This is a genomic window from Virgibacillus salinus (assembly GCF_900102415.1).
Classification (GTDB): Bacteria; Bacillota; Bacilli; order Bacillales; family Amphibacillaceae; genus Lentibacillus; species Lentibacillus subterraneus.
Window position 1 is genome coordinate 588,497 of the sequence record NZ_FNKD01000001.1, and the last position, 16,525, is coordinate 605,021.

Annotated in this window: 15 protein-coding genes; all 15 read left to right on the forward strand. The window is 40.6% G+C overall.

From position 1 onward, the window contains the following. Window positions 1–25 precede the first annotated feature (25 nt). The 15 genes from atpD to spoIID all read left to right on the forward strand — a co-directional run bounded on the left by atpD (window position 26) and on the right by spoIID (window position 16,349). Window positions 26–1,438 (forward strand): F0F1 ATP synthase subunit beta, encoded by a 1,413-nt coding sequence (gene atpD, locus BLS02_RS02910; protein ID WP_092491459.1) that lies wholly within the window; start codon window positions 26–28, stop codon window positions 1,436–1,438. A 332-nt stretch (window positions 1,439–1,770) separates the two neighbouring features. Next, window positions 1,771–2,166 carry a F0F1 ATP synthase subunit epsilon gene (locus tag BLS02_RS02915; protein ID WP_092491460.1) on the forward strand — a complete coding sequence of 132 codons (396 nt, stop codon included), beginning with the start codon at window positions 1,771–1,773 and terminating at the stop codon, window positions 2,164–2,166. 356 nt (window positions 2,167–2,522) lie between these two features. Continuing rightward, window positions 2,523–2,753, forward strand: a complete 231-nt coding sequence (locus BLS02_RS02920) for a DUF1146 family protein (RefSeq protein ID WP_092491461.1) — start codon at window positions 2,523–2,525, stop codon at window positions 2,751–2,753. 133 nt (window positions 2,754–2,886) lie between these two features. After that, window positions 2,887–3,603 carry a YwmB family TATA-box binding protein gene (locus BLS02_RS02925; RefSeq protein ID WP_092491462.1) on the forward strand — a complete coding sequence of 239 codons (717 nt, stop codon included), beginning with the start codon at window positions 2,887–2,889 and terminating at the stop codon, window positions 3,601–3,603. Window positions 3,604–3,637: 34 nt separating this feature from the next. Then, entirely contained in the window at window positions 3,638–4,966 is a 1,329-nt protein-coding gene (murA, locus tag BLS02_RS02930) for a UDP-N-acetylglucosamine 1-carboxyvinyltransferase (protein WP_092491463.1), read from the forward strand. Between the two features lie 262 nt (window positions 4,967–5,228). Then, window positions 5,229–6,053, forward strand: coding sequence for a M55 family metallopeptidase (locus BLS02_RS02935; protein WP_092491464.1), 825 nt, complete (start codon window positions 5,229–5,231; stop codon window positions 6,051–6,053). Between the two features lie 12 nt (window positions 6,054–6,065). Then, window positions 6,066–6,998 (forward strand): ABC transporter permease, encoded by a 933-nt coding sequence (locus BLS02_RS02940; RefSeq protein WP_092491465.1) that lies wholly within the window; start codon window positions 6,066–6,068, stop codon window positions 6,996–6,998. A 1-nt stretch (window position 6,999) separates the two neighbouring features. Next, window positions 7,000–7,953, forward strand: a complete 954-nt coding sequence (locus tag BLS02_RS02945) for an ABC transporter permease (RefSeq protein ID WP_092491466.1) — start codon at window positions 7,000–7,002, stop codon at window positions 7,951–7,953. Between the two features lie 9 nt (window positions 7,954–7,962). Then, window positions 7,963–8,967, forward strand: coding sequence for an ABC transporter ATP-binding protein (locus BLS02_RS02950; protein WP_092491467.1), 1,005 nt, complete (start codon window positions 7,963–7,965; stop codon window positions 8,965–8,967). A 23-nt stretch (window positions 8,968–8,990) separates the two neighbouring features. Further along, window positions 8,991–10,634, forward strand: a complete 1,644-nt coding sequence (locus BLS02_RS02955; protein ID WP_092491468.1) for a peptide ABC transporter substrate-binding protein — start codon at window positions 8,991–8,993, stop codon at window positions 10,632–10,634. A 433-nt stretch (window positions 10,635–11,067) separates the two neighbouring features. Continuing rightward, window positions 11,068–11,988, forward strand: a complete 921-nt coding sequence (locus tag BLS02_RS02965; protein ID WP_092491470.1) for a S66 peptidase family protein — start codon at window positions 11,068–11,070, stop codon at window positions 11,986–11,988. A 21-nt stretch (window positions 11,989–12,009) separates the two neighbouring features. Beyond that, a complete protein-coding gene (locus BLS02_RS02970) occupies window positions 12,010–13,104 on the forward strand; it encodes a mandelate racemase/muconate lactonizing enzyme family protein (protein ID WP_092491471.1) in 1,095 nt (364 codons plus the stop codon). A gap of 26 nt (window positions 13,105–13,130) precedes the next feature. Continuing rightward, window positions 13,131–14,072: a C40 family peptidase gene (locus BLS02_RS02975; protein ID WP_092491472.1), complete on the forward strand. Its 942-nt coding sequence runs from the start codon at window positions 13,131–13,133 to the stop codon at window positions 14,070–14,072. Between the two features lie 2 nt (window positions 14,073–14,074). After that, window positions 14,075–15,091 (forward strand): ABC transporter ATP-binding protein, encoded by a 1,017-nt coding sequence (locus BLS02_RS02980; RefSeq protein WP_092491473.1) that lies wholly within the window; start codon window positions 14,075–14,077, stop codon window positions 15,089–15,091. A 127-nt stretch (window positions 15,092–15,218) separates the two neighbouring features. After that, window positions 15,219–16,349, forward strand: coding sequence for a stage II sporulation protein D (gene spoIID, locus BLS02_RS02985; protein WP_092491474.1), 1,131 nt, complete (start codon window positions 15,219–15,221; stop codon window positions 16,347–16,349). The last annotated feature ends 176 nt before the right edge of the window (window positions 16,350–16,525 follow it).

A 16,525-nucleotide genomic window follows, 5' to 3' on the forward strand; every position in this document is an offset into this window, starting at 1 on the left:
CGAAAGTAAGATAGGAGGGAAACTGATGAACAAAGGACATGTTACACAAATTATGGGACCAGTTGTTGACGTTAAATTTGGCGACAACCAGCTTCCAGAAATTTATAACGCATTAGTTGTCCGTTCTGAAGCAACAGATGAAGGCGGAGTAGATATCGACCTTACATTGGAAGTTGCACTTCATCAAGGCGATAACACTGTTCGTACCATTGCAATGGGATCGACTGATGGTGTTAAGCGTGGTATGCCAGTAGAAGACCAAGGCAGTGCTATAACAGCACCAGTTGGTGAAGTTACATTAGGACGGGTATTTAATGTTTTAGGTGAAAAAATAGATCTTGACGCACCATTAGCAGAAGACACTCGACGTGATCCAATTCACCGGGAAGCACCTGAATTTGAAAACTTAGCAACAGAAACTGAGATTTTAGAAACAGGTATTAAAGTTGTTGACTTACTAGCACCATATATTAAAGGTGGTAAAATCGGATTGTTCGGTGGTGCCGGTGTAGGTAAAACCGTTCTAATTCAAGAGTTAATCAATAACATCGCTCAAGAGCACGGTGGTATTTCTGTATTCGCCGGTGTAGGTGAGCGTACACGTGAAGGTAATGACCTTTACTATGAAATGAAGGATTCAGGCGTTATTGCGAAAACTGCAATGGTATTTGGTCAGATGAACGAGCCACCTGGTGCACGTATGCGTGTTGCTTTAACAGGCTTGACAATGGCTGAATATTTCCGTGATGAAAAACAACAGGACGTGTTGTTATTTATTGATAATATTTATCGTTTTACCCAGGCAGGTTCGGAAGTATCAGCACTTCTAGGACGTATGCCATCTGCAGTTGGTTACCAGCCAACACTTGCAACAGAGATGGGACAACTGCAAGAGCGTATTACATCAACAGATAAAGGTTCTGTTACGTCAATCCAGGCAATTTATGTACCTGCCGATGACTACACAGACCCCGCACCAGCAACAACTTTCGCTCACTTGGATGCAACAACCAACTTGGACCGTAAACTATCCGAGCAAGGTATTTATCCAGCAGTGGATCCATTAGCATCTACTTCACGCGCATTAGACCCTGAAGTAGTAGGTAATGATCATTATGAAGTAGCTCGTGAGGTACAACAAACAATTCAAAAGTATAAAGAATTGCAGGATATCATTGCAATCCTTGGTATGGATGAATTATCTGACGAAGATAAACAAACTGTATCACGCGCACGCCGTATTCAGTTCTTCTTATCTCAAAACTTCCACGTAGCTGAACAGTTTACAGGCCAAAAAGGTTCTTATGTACCAGTTAGTGAAACAGTTAATGGGTTCAGAGAAATTCTTGATGGAAAATATGACGATCTGCCAGAGGATGCATTCCGCCTAGTTGGTCGCATCGAAGACGTAGTAGAAAAAGCAAAAGATATGGAATAAGGAAAAGCGAAGGCTATTGAACAGCGACGTACGGACTGCTCCCTGCCATGCAGGGTGGATCAGCGTTGCCGCGCAAAGCGGCGTTTTTAGCTGATTATCCTTAAGCCTCTAGATAAAGGAAACATGCTCCTTCATAGAGGCATGCCGACGTTGGGCGTGTAGCCCGACTTTAGTCGGCCTTCACTAAGAGAGCTGATGTTAACTTATCATACTGAGGCGAGGGAAGTATCGCTAGTCGCTATGAGCCGAAGCTAGACAATAACGAAGACAAAATAGCGGGTGGGAAGTATTAATTCGCATTCGACTATTTACTTGTCTGAGGAGGGGTTACATTGAAAACACTAACTGTGAGTGTTGTTACTCCTGATGGTCCAGTATTGGAAGATAGTTTCGATATGGTTAGCTGTAAAGCAGAAAATGGGGAGCTTGGTATTTTACCAGGACACATCCCAATGGTTGCTCCTTTAACAATTAGCGGTGTACGATTAAAACGCGAAAATGATACGGAGCGATTAGCTGTGAATGGCGGGTTTTTGGAGGTAAGGCCAGATAAGGTAACAATTCTTGCTCAGTCTGCTGAAAAGCCTTCTGAAATCAATGTTGATCGTGCACGAGAAGCAAAAACACGAGCAGAGAAACGCCTCCAGTCTAAACAAGATGATATCGACTTCCAACGGGCAGAATTAGCACTCAAACGAGCAACGAATCGACTGGAAATCGGTCGGTAAAAAATGCAGAAAAGTCTCTTGTAACAGAATGTTATAAGGGATTTTTTTGTTGTAGAATTTTCTTTAACATAATGCGATTAATACGGTAAAATCAACAGAAGAGCATGAAACATCAACAGAAGAGCGTCAGCATCAACAAAACAATCACAACTCGTTTTACTCAGTAGGAATCCCCCTAATCCATTTCATTTCCCACTATATTATGTCGATATTTCCCGGGAAATGAAAAAAATAGTCGCATTCGTAAACACTTCTCTCGACAATCAAATAATTGACAACAAGCACTATACATGGCAAGGTTACAGTAGTGAAATAACAATCGAGTAGTAAAATCATTAAAAGCAAGGTGTGAAAATATGTCGTCAATTGGACTAACAGCATTAATAAGTATGATATCGCATTTAATCTTCATATATATAACTTGGAGAGTCGTTACAACGGTTAATTTCGATCCACTAATAAGGAAGGGTCGTGAAACGGAAGCAAGAATTTTAATTATGTTCATTACAATAGTTATTGGGGCCGGGGTTAGCAGGTTCTTTTTGGAATTTCTTCAATGGTCTCAAGATCTAATGTTTCTTTTCTAAAACATCACTAATTAATACAAATTTATAAATCTATCATATGAAAATCATGTCGATAATTTACTAGGTTTTCTAGGTATTTTAAGTAATCTCCCTGTTCATACTATTTATATAGTTTTGCAAGGGGGATTTTTTTATGAAGAAGATTGTACTTATGTCAATTATATTATTATTAACTACAGGTGATGCAGTTAGCCAAAAGCAGCAGGAAGAAATGTCAGCGTTGGCTTCAACATTGACTGGGAGCGATATGGAAGTTGAAAATTGGGAGGTAACCATTAAAGAGCAAATGAGCAAGGATAGGGTAAAACAGTTAATTAAAAAGCTGAAAACAAAAAATAGTCAAATGGTCACTAGCAAAGAAGCTGAAAACAGTATAAAATATTCTTTTGGGTACATTAACAAAAAGACAAATATTAACGAAACATATAATATTGTCATTCCTAAAGACGATAAGTATCAGGCACAATTTACTGTAGTACTCGAAGGGAATTCATGGAATAAATCTATTAAAAAAGATTATTTAAATAGACTTGAATCGGTACAATATGATTTTTTTAGTGATAATTCTACAAAATTCGCTTGTATTACTACAACATTAAGTGGTAAACTTGGAAGTGTTTATTTTTTAAATAGAATAAAAGAATCGTTGAACTTACAGAATATAGACGAACAGTCAGATACAGTGGAAAATTCAATGTTAACTAAAGTTGTGTATGGGTATACACCATTATGGGACCAGAAAATCACTATAATGGATAAGCCTATGAACTTACAACTAGCGTTTAAAGATATTGAAAATGGGAAAACCAAACTAACGATAGGAACACCTATCCTGATTACTGAATATTAATATAGTGAAAATGGAACATAAGGAGATTTGGAATATGGAAAAAATCATAGTACGAGGCGGGAATCAACTGAATGGCACTGTTAAAGTAGAAGGTGCCAAAAATGCAGTGTTACCTGTAATCACTGCAAGTATTCTTGCAAGCGAAGGTGAAAGTATTATCACCGACGTTCCTAACTTAGCTGATGTGTATACAATTAATGAAGTTTTACGAAATATGAATGCAAACGTACATTTTGAAAATAATACAATTAACGTAGATGCAACAAAACCCTTGAAAACAGAAGCTCCTTTCGAATATGTACGTAAAATGCGTGCATCCGTGCTTGTTCTTGGGCCACTTCTGGCTCGTTATGGTCATGCGAAGGTTGCGATGCCTGGTGGCTGTGCGATTGGATCACGACCAATAGATTTACATTTAAAAGGCTTTGAGGCTATGGGTGCAAATGTACACGTTGGTAATGGTTTTGTGGAATTGGAATCAGAAGGACGTCTGCACGGTGCAAAAATCTATTTGGATATGCCGAGTGTTGGTGCAACAGAAAATATTATCATGGCTGCAGCACTAGCTGAGGGTAAGACTATTATAGAAAATTGCGCTAAAGAACCTGAGATTGTTGATTTAGCTAATTTCCTTAACAAAATGGGCGCTAGAGTAATTGGTGCTGGAACAGAAACAATTCGTATTGAAGGTGTCGAAAAACTTTATGGAACGGAGCATGGGATTATTCCAGACCGTGTAGAAGCTGGGACATTTATGGTCGCAGCAGCAATAACTGGTGGAAATGTATTTATCGAAAATGCTGAAACTGAGCATTTGCGTTCTGTTATTTCCAAACTGCAAGAAATGGATGTAACCGTTCTGGAAGAGCATGATGGTATTCGGGTTATTGGACCTGATAAATTAAAGTCTACTGACATTAAGACATTACCACATCCAGGGTTTCCGACTGATATGCAGTCACAGATGATGTCATTAATGCTTAGTGCATATGGCACTAGTGTTATAACCGAAACAGTGTTTGAGAACCGTTTTATGCATGTGGAGGAATTTCGCCGCATGAATGCTAAAATGAAAATAGAAGGCCGCAGTGTTATTATTGAAGGGCCATCTGATCTGCAAGGTGCTGAAGTTGCTGCATCTGATTTACGTGCGGCTGCAGCACTAATTTTGGCTGGACTACGTGCAGAAGGATTCACACGTGTGACAGAATTAAAGCATCTTGATCGCGGATATGTTGATTTCGCTGGAAAATTAGCTGCATTAGGTGCGGATATTGAACGTGTAGATGAAAACGGTGATGTTGTTAACCCCTTTGTACAAGTAGATAAACAAAGTGAATCAATTATTGCTGAGCTTTCCTAGGTAAGTAAAATGAATTTATAGAATATAAGATTTGAAGCAGATGTTAGGTTTTTTGACATCTGCTTTTTCTTTTGCAAAAAAACAGGCATATTTTCTTACTGCACAGTGCAACTATGGCGCCCACTAATAGTGCTTGGCTATTGCTAAGTTTTCTAATTAAAATTTTTTCCAAAGATTAATTTCATTCAAATTCATCATTGTATTTTAGCTTTTCTATGGTAAAATTGAAAGAAAATTACGAACTCAAAAAGGAGCATACATCATGAAATTATACATTTCTGTAGACATGGAAGGAATAACAGGACTTCCTGATTATACATATGTGGACTACAAAGAACACAACTATGAACGCGGACGTAAAATTATGACAGATGAAACAAATTATGTCATTGATACTGCGTATAAGTTTGGTTGTGATGAAATCTTAATAAATGATAGTCACTCTAAAATGAATAATATTTTAATAGAACAGCTGCATCCAGATGCAACTTTAATTACAGGGGAAGTAAAACCCTATTCTATGATGCAAGGATTGGATGATAGCTATGCAGGAGCAATGTTTGTCGGATACCATGCTCGTGCAGGTCAATACGGTGTAATGTCACATGCCATGATTCACGCAGTACGGAATTTCTATATCAACGATAAGCCAATTGGAGAGCTTGGGTTAAACGCTTATCTTGCGGGCTATTACGGTGTTCCAATTTTAATGGTTGCTGGTGATGATCAAGCTGCCAAAGAAGCGGAGGAACTAATTCCAAACATTACAACCGCCGCAGTAAAAGAGACTATCTCACGGTCGTCGGTCAAAAGCCTAACTCCTAAAAAGGCAGGGGAGCTACTAACCAATAAAGTAAACCAAGCATTGGATAATCGGCATAATGTTAAGCCGTTAACACTACCCGAAAATCCTACCTTAGAGATTGAATTTAATAACCACGGACAGGCTGAGTGGGCAAATCTTATGCCTGGAACAGAAATAGCGCCAGGCACTACAATCGTTAAATATCAAGCAAAAGATATTCTAGAAGCGTATCAAGCTATGCTGGTAATGACTGAGCTCGCTATGCGTACAACTTTTTCATAGGAGTGTAAACAGATGCTACGATATATTTTGAAGAGGTTTGCCATAATGGCAGTAACGTTATGGATTATAGTTACGCTTACTTTTGTCCTTATGATAACCATACCAGGCTCACCGTTAAACGAAGAACGGGGTACAAATGAAGTTGTCCAGGCTAACCTGGAAGCCCACTATAATCTGGATGAACCATATTACATACAATATTTGCTTTATTTAAAATCAATCGTTACCTTGGATTTCGGACCATCAATCAAGCAGCCTACTGAAACTGTAAATGACCTCCTTAGCCGAGGCTTTCCTGTATCATTTGAACTTGGTATGGTGACGATTTTAGTTGCTGTTATATCTGGAATACTTTTAGGAATTCTGGCAGCATTACGACATAATGGAATTATTGACTATCTGGCAATGAGTATAGCTGTTCTCGGTATCTCAATTCCTAACTTTGTCCTGGCAACAATATTCATTCAATCATTTGCAGTATATTTGGGGATATTGCCAGCAGCAACGTGGGCAAGTCCTCGTCACATGATATTACCTGTCGTCGCATTAGCTACAGGTCCGATGGCAATTATCGCCCGTCTGACACGTTCAACGATGATTGAGGTCCTAACTCAGGACTATATCAAGATGGCCCGTGCAAAAGGGTTGTCACCATGGAAGATCGTTGTAAAACATGCCTTGAAAAATTCACTTATGCCTGTTGTGACGATTATGGGGACCCTGCTAGCGGGTATTCTGACGGGAACATTCGTAATTGAAAAAATCTATGCGATCCCAGGTATGGGAAAATATTTTATCGAAAGTATTAACCAGCGGGACTACCCAGTAATTATGGGGACAACCGTTTTCTATAGTGCATTCCTTATCTTTACACTATTTTTAGTAGATATTGCTTATGGAATACTAGACCCTAGAATCAAAATGCACAAAAAGGGGGGAGAATAATATGAAACTAGCAGATGAGTCAAAAACCTATTCTCCTGCCGACGTACCAGATGACTGGTTTAAGTGGAAGGAAAAAGACAATGAAGCAGCAGAGGCTGTTTCCAGACCATCACTTTCCTATTGGCAGGATGCCTGGAAACGACTTCGGAAAAATAAAATAGCAATGGCCGGGCTTATTTTTCTAATTTTACTAGGAATCATGGCAGTAATCGGTCCAATGCTCTCACCTTTCTCCGTTCGCGAACAGAACTTACCGAATCAATTTCAGCCACCAAATGGCACGCATTGGTTTGGCACTGACTCGCTTGGACGGGATGTATTTACACGGACATGGTATGGTGCGCGAATATCGTTATTTGTCGGCTTGATGGCAGCTCTCATAGACTTTTTCGTAGGTGTGATTTATGGTGGGATTTCCGGCTATAAAGGTGGACGTACAGACAATATCATGATGCGTATTATCGAAATTTTATATGGACTTCCATACTTATTAGTAGTTATTTTGCTGTTAGTAGTTTTAGGGCCAAGTCTAACAACGATTATCCTTGCACTGACAATAACAGGATGGGTTGGCATGGCCAGGATTGTTCGGGGTCAGGTTCTGCAAATCAAAAACTATGAATTTGTGCTGGCATCGAAGTCATTTGGTACAAAGACTAAACGAATCATTCGGAAAAATCTGCTTCCAAATACGATGGGACCGATTATTGTACAAATGACTTTAACCGTACCAACCGCAATTTTCGCAGAAGCGTTTTTAAGTTTCCTAGGTTTAGGTATTCAAACACCATTTGCAAGCTGGGGTGTCATGGCGAATGACTCATTAGGGGCAATATTATCCGGTAAATGGTGGACTTTATTTTTCCCGGCATTCTTTATTTCATTTACAATGTTTGCATTTAACGTATTAGGCGACGGGCTTCAGGATGCACTCGATCCGAAGCTGAGGAAGTAGGTGACACAAATGGAAAAAATACTTGAAGTAAACGATCTTCACGTAACGTTCTCTACATATGGGGGAACGGTCAAAGCTGTACGGGGGGTGAATTTTCATTTAAATAAAGGAGAAACACTAGCAATCGTTGGAGAATCAGGCTGCGGAAAAAGTGTTACGTCAAATGCAATCATGCGGCTGATACCGGATCCACCGGGCAAAATTTCGAACGGGACGATTACATTTAATGGAAAGGATTTAACAAGTCTTCCGGAAAAAGAAATGCGTTCCATTCGAGGCTTTGATATATCAATGATATTTCAGGACCCGATGACAGCATTGAACCCAACGTTAACAATTGGCACACAGCTTGTTGAGGGATTACGGCAACATTATAATACGTCAAGTACTGATGCAAAGGCAAAAGCAATCGAAATGATGGATTTGGTAGGAATTCCAAATCCTGATGAACGACTAAAGCAATATCCCCACCAATTCAGCGGTGGAATGCGACAGAGAATTGTGATTGCAATGGCACTTATTTGTGAACCGGATCTGCTTATAGCAGACGAGCCAACAACAGCACTCGATGTAACGATTCAGGCACAAATCCTGGAACTCTTTGATAGAATTCAGCAACAAATGGGTGTCTCCATTATTTTGATTACCCATGACCTTGGAGTAGTTGCCAAAATTGCCGACCGCATTGCCGTTATGTATGCTGGAAAAATAATTGAAGTTGGCAGCAGGAGAGAGATTTTTTACAACCCAGAACATCCATATACAAAAGGACTGCTTAAATCAGTTCCACGTCTTGACTTACAAGGCGAAAAATTAATTCCGATTGACGGAACACCACCAGATTTATTCTCACCTCCCGCAGGATGTCCATTTACAGCAAGATGTCCATTCGCAATGGAGGTGTGTGATAAAGTTTACCCGGATCAGACTGAACTCAGCGACTCACACAAAGTGGATTGCTGGCTGCAGGATGAACGGGCTAAACAGCTTTTAGCAAGTACAGCAACAAAATAAAAACAAAAGGGGCGTTACAACTTATGAAGAAATGGTTTTTATTATTTATTTCTGTATTAACGATTATCGCATTAGCTGCGTGTACAACGAGTTCGGGCGGCGATGATTCAGGCAACGAAGGTAATGACGGAGAAGGCAACAGTGAAGGGGCAGAAAGTGAAGAAAAAGTATTGTATATGAACAATGGGGAAGAACCTACATCATTAAATCCACCAGTTGGTTTTGACTCAGTTTCATGGAATGTCTTGAACAACCTAATGGAAGGTTTAACACGTTTAGGGAAAGATGATACCCCACAACCAGCAATGGCTGAGGATTGGGAAAAATCCAATGGTGATAAAACATACACATTCCATCTTCGTGAGGATGCAAACTGGTCAAATGGGGACCCTGTAACAGCAGAGGATTTTGTTTATGCATGGAAGCAGCTGTTAAATCCTGAAACTGGTTCACCTGCTGCATTCCTAGGCTACTTTATCGAAGGTGGCGAGGCATACAACAGTGGTGAAGGGTCTGCAGAAGATGTAATGGTAAAAGCAGTAGATGAAAAAACATTTGAAGTAACATTAACTGCACCAACCGGATTCTTTTTACAAGTAATTTCGAATCCAGCATTCTTCCCGGTAAACGCTGAAGTGGCAAAAGAAAGCCCAGAATGGTTTTCAGAAGCAGAAACATTTGTAGCCAACGGACCATTCAAACTTGAATCATGGTCACACGATAGTGAAATGGTTATGGTAAAGAACGATCAATATTGGGATAAAGATACAGTGAAATTAGATAAAGTAAATTGGGCAATGGTTAATGATACAAACACCGAGTATCAAATGTTTGAAAGTGATGAGCTTGATATGACGAATATTCCACCAGATATGGCTGAACAGCTGTTGGATGGTGACAATGTTGTTATCGAGGAACAAGCTGGACTTTATTTCTATCGCTTTAATGTTACAAAAGAACCGTTCCAGAATGCTAAGATCCGTAAAGCATTTGCATTAGCGGTTAACCAGCAGAATATTGTTGACTATGTAACAAAAAATAAAGAAAAAGCGGCAACAGGCTTTGTATCACCTGGGTTTACAGGACCGAGTGGTGAAGAATTCCGTGAAGCCAATGGCGATCTTGTGAATTTTGACCCAGAACAAGCTAAGAAACTACTAGAAGAAGGTATGGCCGAAGAAGGTTATGACGAGTTGCCACCTGTAACATTAACGTATAATACAAGTGAGTCACACAAAGCGATTGCTGCAACACTACAGGATATGTTCACTGAGAACCTTGGTGTTGATGTAACGCTTGAGAACACGGAGTGGAACGTATTCCTCGAAGATCAAAAAGGATTGAAACACCAGCTGTCACGTAGTTCATTCATATTTGACTATGGCGATCCGGTAAACTTCCTGGAAAGCTTTGTTACCGATTCAACTATGAACCGTACTGGCTGGTCAAACGAAAAATATGATGAGTTGATTTCACAGGCTAAAACGGAAACAGATGAAGAAAAGCGTTGGGGATTAATGTATGAAGCGGAGAGCTTACTAGCTGAAGAAATGCCTATTTTCCCAATTCATTATTATAACCAAGTGTTTATCTATAAAGATGACGTAACTGGAGTTGTACGCCATCCAGTAGGTTATCTAGAACTTAAATGGGCAGATAAGAAATAGACTCATCTTATATATCTTGAAACTCGAGCGACGAGTACCCAAACTCGAGCGACAAGCAGCCAAACTCGAGCGACAGCAGATCAAACTCGAGCGACGAGCAGCCAAACTCGAGCGACACGCGCCCAAACTCGAGCGACGAGCACCCAAACTCGAGCGAGAAGCAGCCCAACTCGAGCGACGAGCAGCCCAACTCGAGCGATAGCAGCCCAACTCGAGCGAGAAGCACCCAAACTCGAGCGACGAGCAGCCCAACTCGAGCGAGAAGCAGCCAAACTCGAGCGACGAGAAGCTAAACTCGAGCGACGAGCAGCCAAACTCGAGCGACGAGCACCAAACTCGAGCGACAACCTATTAAGTGTTAAGGAGGAATGGCTCATCCCGGGCCACTCCTTCTTTCCACTTTAAATTTTAAAGCACAGAAAGAGGTATTCTGATGATACTTCCAGAACGTTTATATAATGGTGATACGATTGGTGTGATTGCACCAGCAAGCCCAGTTGATATGAAACGCTTGAAGCGGGCTATTCCTTTTTTTGAAAAAATGGGCCTGAACATCAGACTGGGAAAATATATTGACGAAGTTCACGGCTATTTGGCCGGAACGGATGAACAGCGGTTAGCTGACTTTCACGATATGATAGCTGACAAAAGTGTTAAGGCAATTATTTTCGCCAGAGGCGGATATGGTACTGGGAGAATCGCCAAGGATATTGATTACGAGCTAATTAAACAAAATCCGAAAATCATTTGGGGCTATAGCGACATAACCTATTTACATACAACGATTCGCCAAGCAACTGATCTTGTTACGTTTCATGGTCCAATGCTTGCATCTGATATTGCGGATGCTGATTTTGATTCGTTGTCTGCAAGCTTATTCCAGCAATTATTTAAACCTGCGAAACTATTCTACACGGAAGATATTTCCTCACTGCAAGTCCTTGTCCCGGGCGAAGCAACAGGTACGTTAGTTGGGGGAAACCTGTCCCTGCTGATTAGTACATTAGGTACAGCATATGAAATTGATACAACAGGAAAACTGCTGTTACTCGAAGATATAGGCGAGGAGCCGTATCGAGTTGATGCGATGCTGAACCAGTTAAAACTTGCCGGAAAACTGACTGATGCAGCGGGAATTATTGTTGGGGATTTTGCCGAAGCCGAACCGAAAAAAGAAAAACCATCTCTGTCATTGGAACAGGTTTTTCATGATTATTTTGCCGACCTTCAGTGTCCGGTGATGTTAGGCTTTAAAATTGGCCACTGCCTCCCGCACTTTTCAGTACCACTTGGCACATCGGCGGAATTGTCAACAGCTGAGAAATCACTCACTATCGATGCAGGAGTGAAGTAAGTTACTGGAGGAGTCAAATCTATGAATATACAAAACATCGAAACATTTCAAATAGCAATACCATTACATAAACCGTTTAAGACTGCGTTACGAACGGTGACTGTTGCCGAGTCTGTTGTCGTCAAAGTAACCTGTGATAACGGAATTGTTGGCTATGGCGAGGCACCACCGACACATGTTATTACAGGGGATAGTCTGGCGAGTATTGATTATGCGATCACAAAAATTTTCAAACCGTTATTACTCGGAGAATCATTACGGAACCGTGAGCAGGTCTTTGAAAGGCTTTATAAAAGTGCTGTTGGAAACACAAGTGCTAAAGCAGCGGTTGATATGGCGATTTACGATTGCATCGCACAACAAGCCAGCATGCCGCTGTTCGAATTTCTTGGCGGCTATTCCAGTACAATAGAGACCGACTATACAGTCAGTGTAAACCACCCTGATGAGATGGCTGATGATGCACAGCAATACATCCATGACGGGTTCTCCATATTAAAGGTTAAAGTCGGCAAAGATAAAATCGAGAAAGATATTGAACGTATCAAAGCAATCCGAAAACGTATCGGAGGTCATGCGCTTATTCGTCTCGATGCAAACCAAGGCTGGCATGCAAAAGAAGCTGTTCGTGCGATTCAGAAGATGGAGGACCTCGGTCTTGATGTTGAGCTAGTAGAACAGCCGGTTAAAGCATATGACGTAGAAGGGTTGAAATATGTAACAGAAAATACTCAAACCCCAATCATGGCCGATGAGAGTATTTTTTCAATCCATGATGCAAAACGTGTGCTGGAAAACGGAGCTGCCGACTTAATAAACATTAAGCTTATGAAAGCAGGAGGCATTCACGAAGCATTGCGGATTGCCAAACTAGCACATATTTACGGAATTGGATGTATGGTTGGCAGCATGATCGAAACAAAAATTGGAATTACCGCAGCTGCGCATTTTGCTGCAAGTCAGCCCAATGTAAACCGATATGATTTTGACGCACCATTAATGCTTTCAGAAGATTTAATTGAGGGCGGGATCGCATATAAGGAAAGCGATATTGAGTTAGGGGTCGGCATAGGTTTAGGAATTGAGAAAATTAATGATAAATTTATCGTGGATTAATTAGCAGCAAAAGGGGGAGCAAATCAGTGACTAATCAAACGTTTGATCAATTATGGGTGACGGCGGTACAAGTGGCTACAGTGTGGACTTCACCAACATCTGCACGTACGTTAGACACCCCGGGCATCACGAACCCAACCAACATAGATAAGTGGATTGATAGTTTAACATACGAAACAAATGTAGCCCTATGTGATGAAAATCGTGTTCAATCTCAATTACTATATGGTGAGGCAGTTATCATTACCGAAACAAAGGATGACTGGGCACATGTTGTCGTACCAACGCAGCCATCTAAAAAGGATGGCCGTGGGTATCCAGGGTGGGTTCCGATGCAACAGCTTAAACAAGTCAATCAACAGGATTGGCAAACCGAAAATACTGCTGCTGTAGTTGATGATAAAGTATGGCTGGAATCTGAAAATGGCAACAACGTTTTAAAGCTCAGTTACATGACGACTCTGCCGGTAATCGAACAGATTGATGATAGAGTCAAAATGAATACACCGCATGGAGCCGGGTTTTTACCAAATTCAGCCGTAACTGTTTTCCCTGCAAGCAAAGGATTGGAAAAACAAAGTGGTCACAAACTTATTGAAGATGGTGAGCGCTATGTAGGGCTTGACTACTTTTGGGGTGGCATGAGCTCATTTGGCTATGATTGTTCAGGATTCGCTTATGCGATGCACAAAGCAAATGGCTATCAGATTCCTCGTGATGCTGGTGATCAGGCAGATGCAGGAGAAAGAGTTCCATATGATCAGCTGTTACCAGGCGATTTAATGTTTTTTGCATATGAAGAGGGAAAGGGTAAATTGCACCATGTTGGATTTTATTATGGCGATGGGAAAATGCTCCATTCCCCACAAACAGGAAAAGGCATTGAAATCATTAATCTCAGTGGAACTGTATATGAAAAAGAGCTTTGTGCTGCCACAAGATACTGGCAGAAAGCAGAGGAGAAATAACAATGGATGAGAAAATTCTACAAGTTAGCGAGCTGCACAAATATTTTAGTATGAGTAAAGGAAAAGTCCTTCAAGCTGTCAATAACGTTACGTTTCACGTCAACAAAGGAGAAACGTTCGGGCTAGTTGGAGAATCTGGGTGCGGGAAATCGACAACTGGACGCACCATCATGGGTCTGTATGAAAAAACGTCAGGCGATGTTATTTATGATGGACAGAACGTTCATGAAATGGATGAAAAGGAACGATTTAAATTCTACCGCAACATGCAAATGATTTTCCAGGATCCATATGCATCGCTTAACCCACGCTCAACGGTTAAGGAAGTAATTGCTGAGCCAATGGAAGTACATGGAATATTTAAAAATAAAAGCGAACAACTTGATCGTGTTTATGAATTGCTGGAAGAGGTTGGGTTGAATCGAGACCATGCTAATCGTTACCCGCATGAATTTAGCGGTGGCCAGCGTCAGCGGATTGGAATTGCTCGTGCATTGGCATTAAATCCAGATTTTCTCATTGCCGATGAACCAATTTCAGCATTGGATGTTTCCGTCCAGGCACAAGTTGTCAACTTGTTAAAAAAACTACAGGAAGAAAAAGGGCTCACATTCCTGTTCATTGCCCATGACTTATCAATGGTTAAACAAATTTCCAATCGCATCGGGGTTATGTATTTAGGAAACATGGTTGAATTAACGGCGAGTGAAGCACTCTATGAAAAACCGCTCCATCCATATACACAAGCTTTATTATCAGCTATCCCGATTCCAGATCCGGATATTGAAGATAGCAGAGAGCGGGTTATCCTGGAAGGTGAATTGCCAAGCCCGATTAACCCGCCAAGCGGCTGCGTATTCCGCACTCGCTGTCCAATGGCGATGGAAGTCTGTTCAGCAAAAGTCCCGGAATGGAGAGAAGTTGAACAAGACCATTATGTCGCCTGCCACCTATATGATGAATCATTGAAAGGTCACGAAAAAAATAGTAGAGTCGGAGCAGAGTCTGTGCAGCGATAAATTTGCACAGGCTTTTTTTTATTATCTAGTTCTATTGTTTTCGATTACTGTATAAATTTAATAGTAGGAATGCTAGAAATGAAACCAAATAGGCACTATACTAAACATATTGGTAAGGAGGCAGTTAATGAAAAAAAATAAAAACCTTCCTAAAGCTTGGAAAAAGAAAAAGCAGCGCAAAAGTGAAACATTAAAATTGCAATTACTTCAGAAAAGAAAGAAACCATTAAACCTCAATAAGACACCCACATCGTGGAAAGTTCCAAGCATCTTATTTTTTGCAAGTTTGATCACCATCATTCTAGTCATTCCAACGTTAGTAGTTGTTCCGTTTGTTGCCAAGGACGGGGAGAAGAATGTGACGATTGAAAATGATACACCTGAACAAGTCGAAATTACAATGGGAAAGTCACCATTCTCTGTTGCGGTAATGCGGGCTAACTCCGACACTGTCGAGGATGTACCACTCGAGACATATGTTTCGCGTGTAGTGGCTTCTGAAATGCCAGCTAAATTTGAAGTCGAAGCCTTAAAGGCACAAGCGCTAGCAGCAAGGACGTTCATCGTGAATCACCTTATGCAGCAAGGTAATTCAGATGCCTCAGATGTAACAGATACAATATACGATCAGGTTTATCATAACGAAAAGGAGCTAAGGGAAGAATGGGGCAGTGACTATAGTTGGAAAATTAATAAAATAAAAAAAGCAGTTTCAGAAACCTCAGGAGAAATTCTAACCTATAATAATGCACCAATCCAAATAGCCTTTTTTTCAACAAGTAACGGTTATACCGAGAATTCCGAGGATTACTGGGAAAATGAAGTACCCTATTTACGCAGTGTGAAAAGTCCATGGGATAAAAATTCACCAAAATTTTTAGACCAAAAAATATTTACCATGCAGGAAGTGGAATCACTTCTAGGGGTAGATTTGCCAAACAATGATAAGCTTACAATGGAAATTACTCGAACAGAAAGCAACCGTGTCGACAAATTGAAAATTGCAGATCAAACCTATTCAGGTCGGAAAATCCGTGAAGAACTAGAATTAAAATCAAGTGACTTTTCCATCGAGCAAAAGAACAACCATTTGATCTTTAAAACAAAAGGTTTCGGACATGGAATAGGCATGAGCCAATACGGAGCAAACGGAATGGCTAAAGAAGGTAAGAATTACAAGGAAATCGTCAAGTATTACTACAAAGGTATAGAAGTTAACCCACTTGATGAAACAGTACCAACATTAGTAGCTAAATAATCTGAAGCTCTAGGATGGAAATACATCCTGGGGCTTTTTTTTACGGAGGTTGAAGTAATCCATATGAGACTGAACTCCAGAAATAAGCTATATACCGACCAAAAGTAAATCAATGAATATACCAAAAACAGTCTATCAATAGCCACTGTGCAGCCAATAAATGCTTAATTTACCCT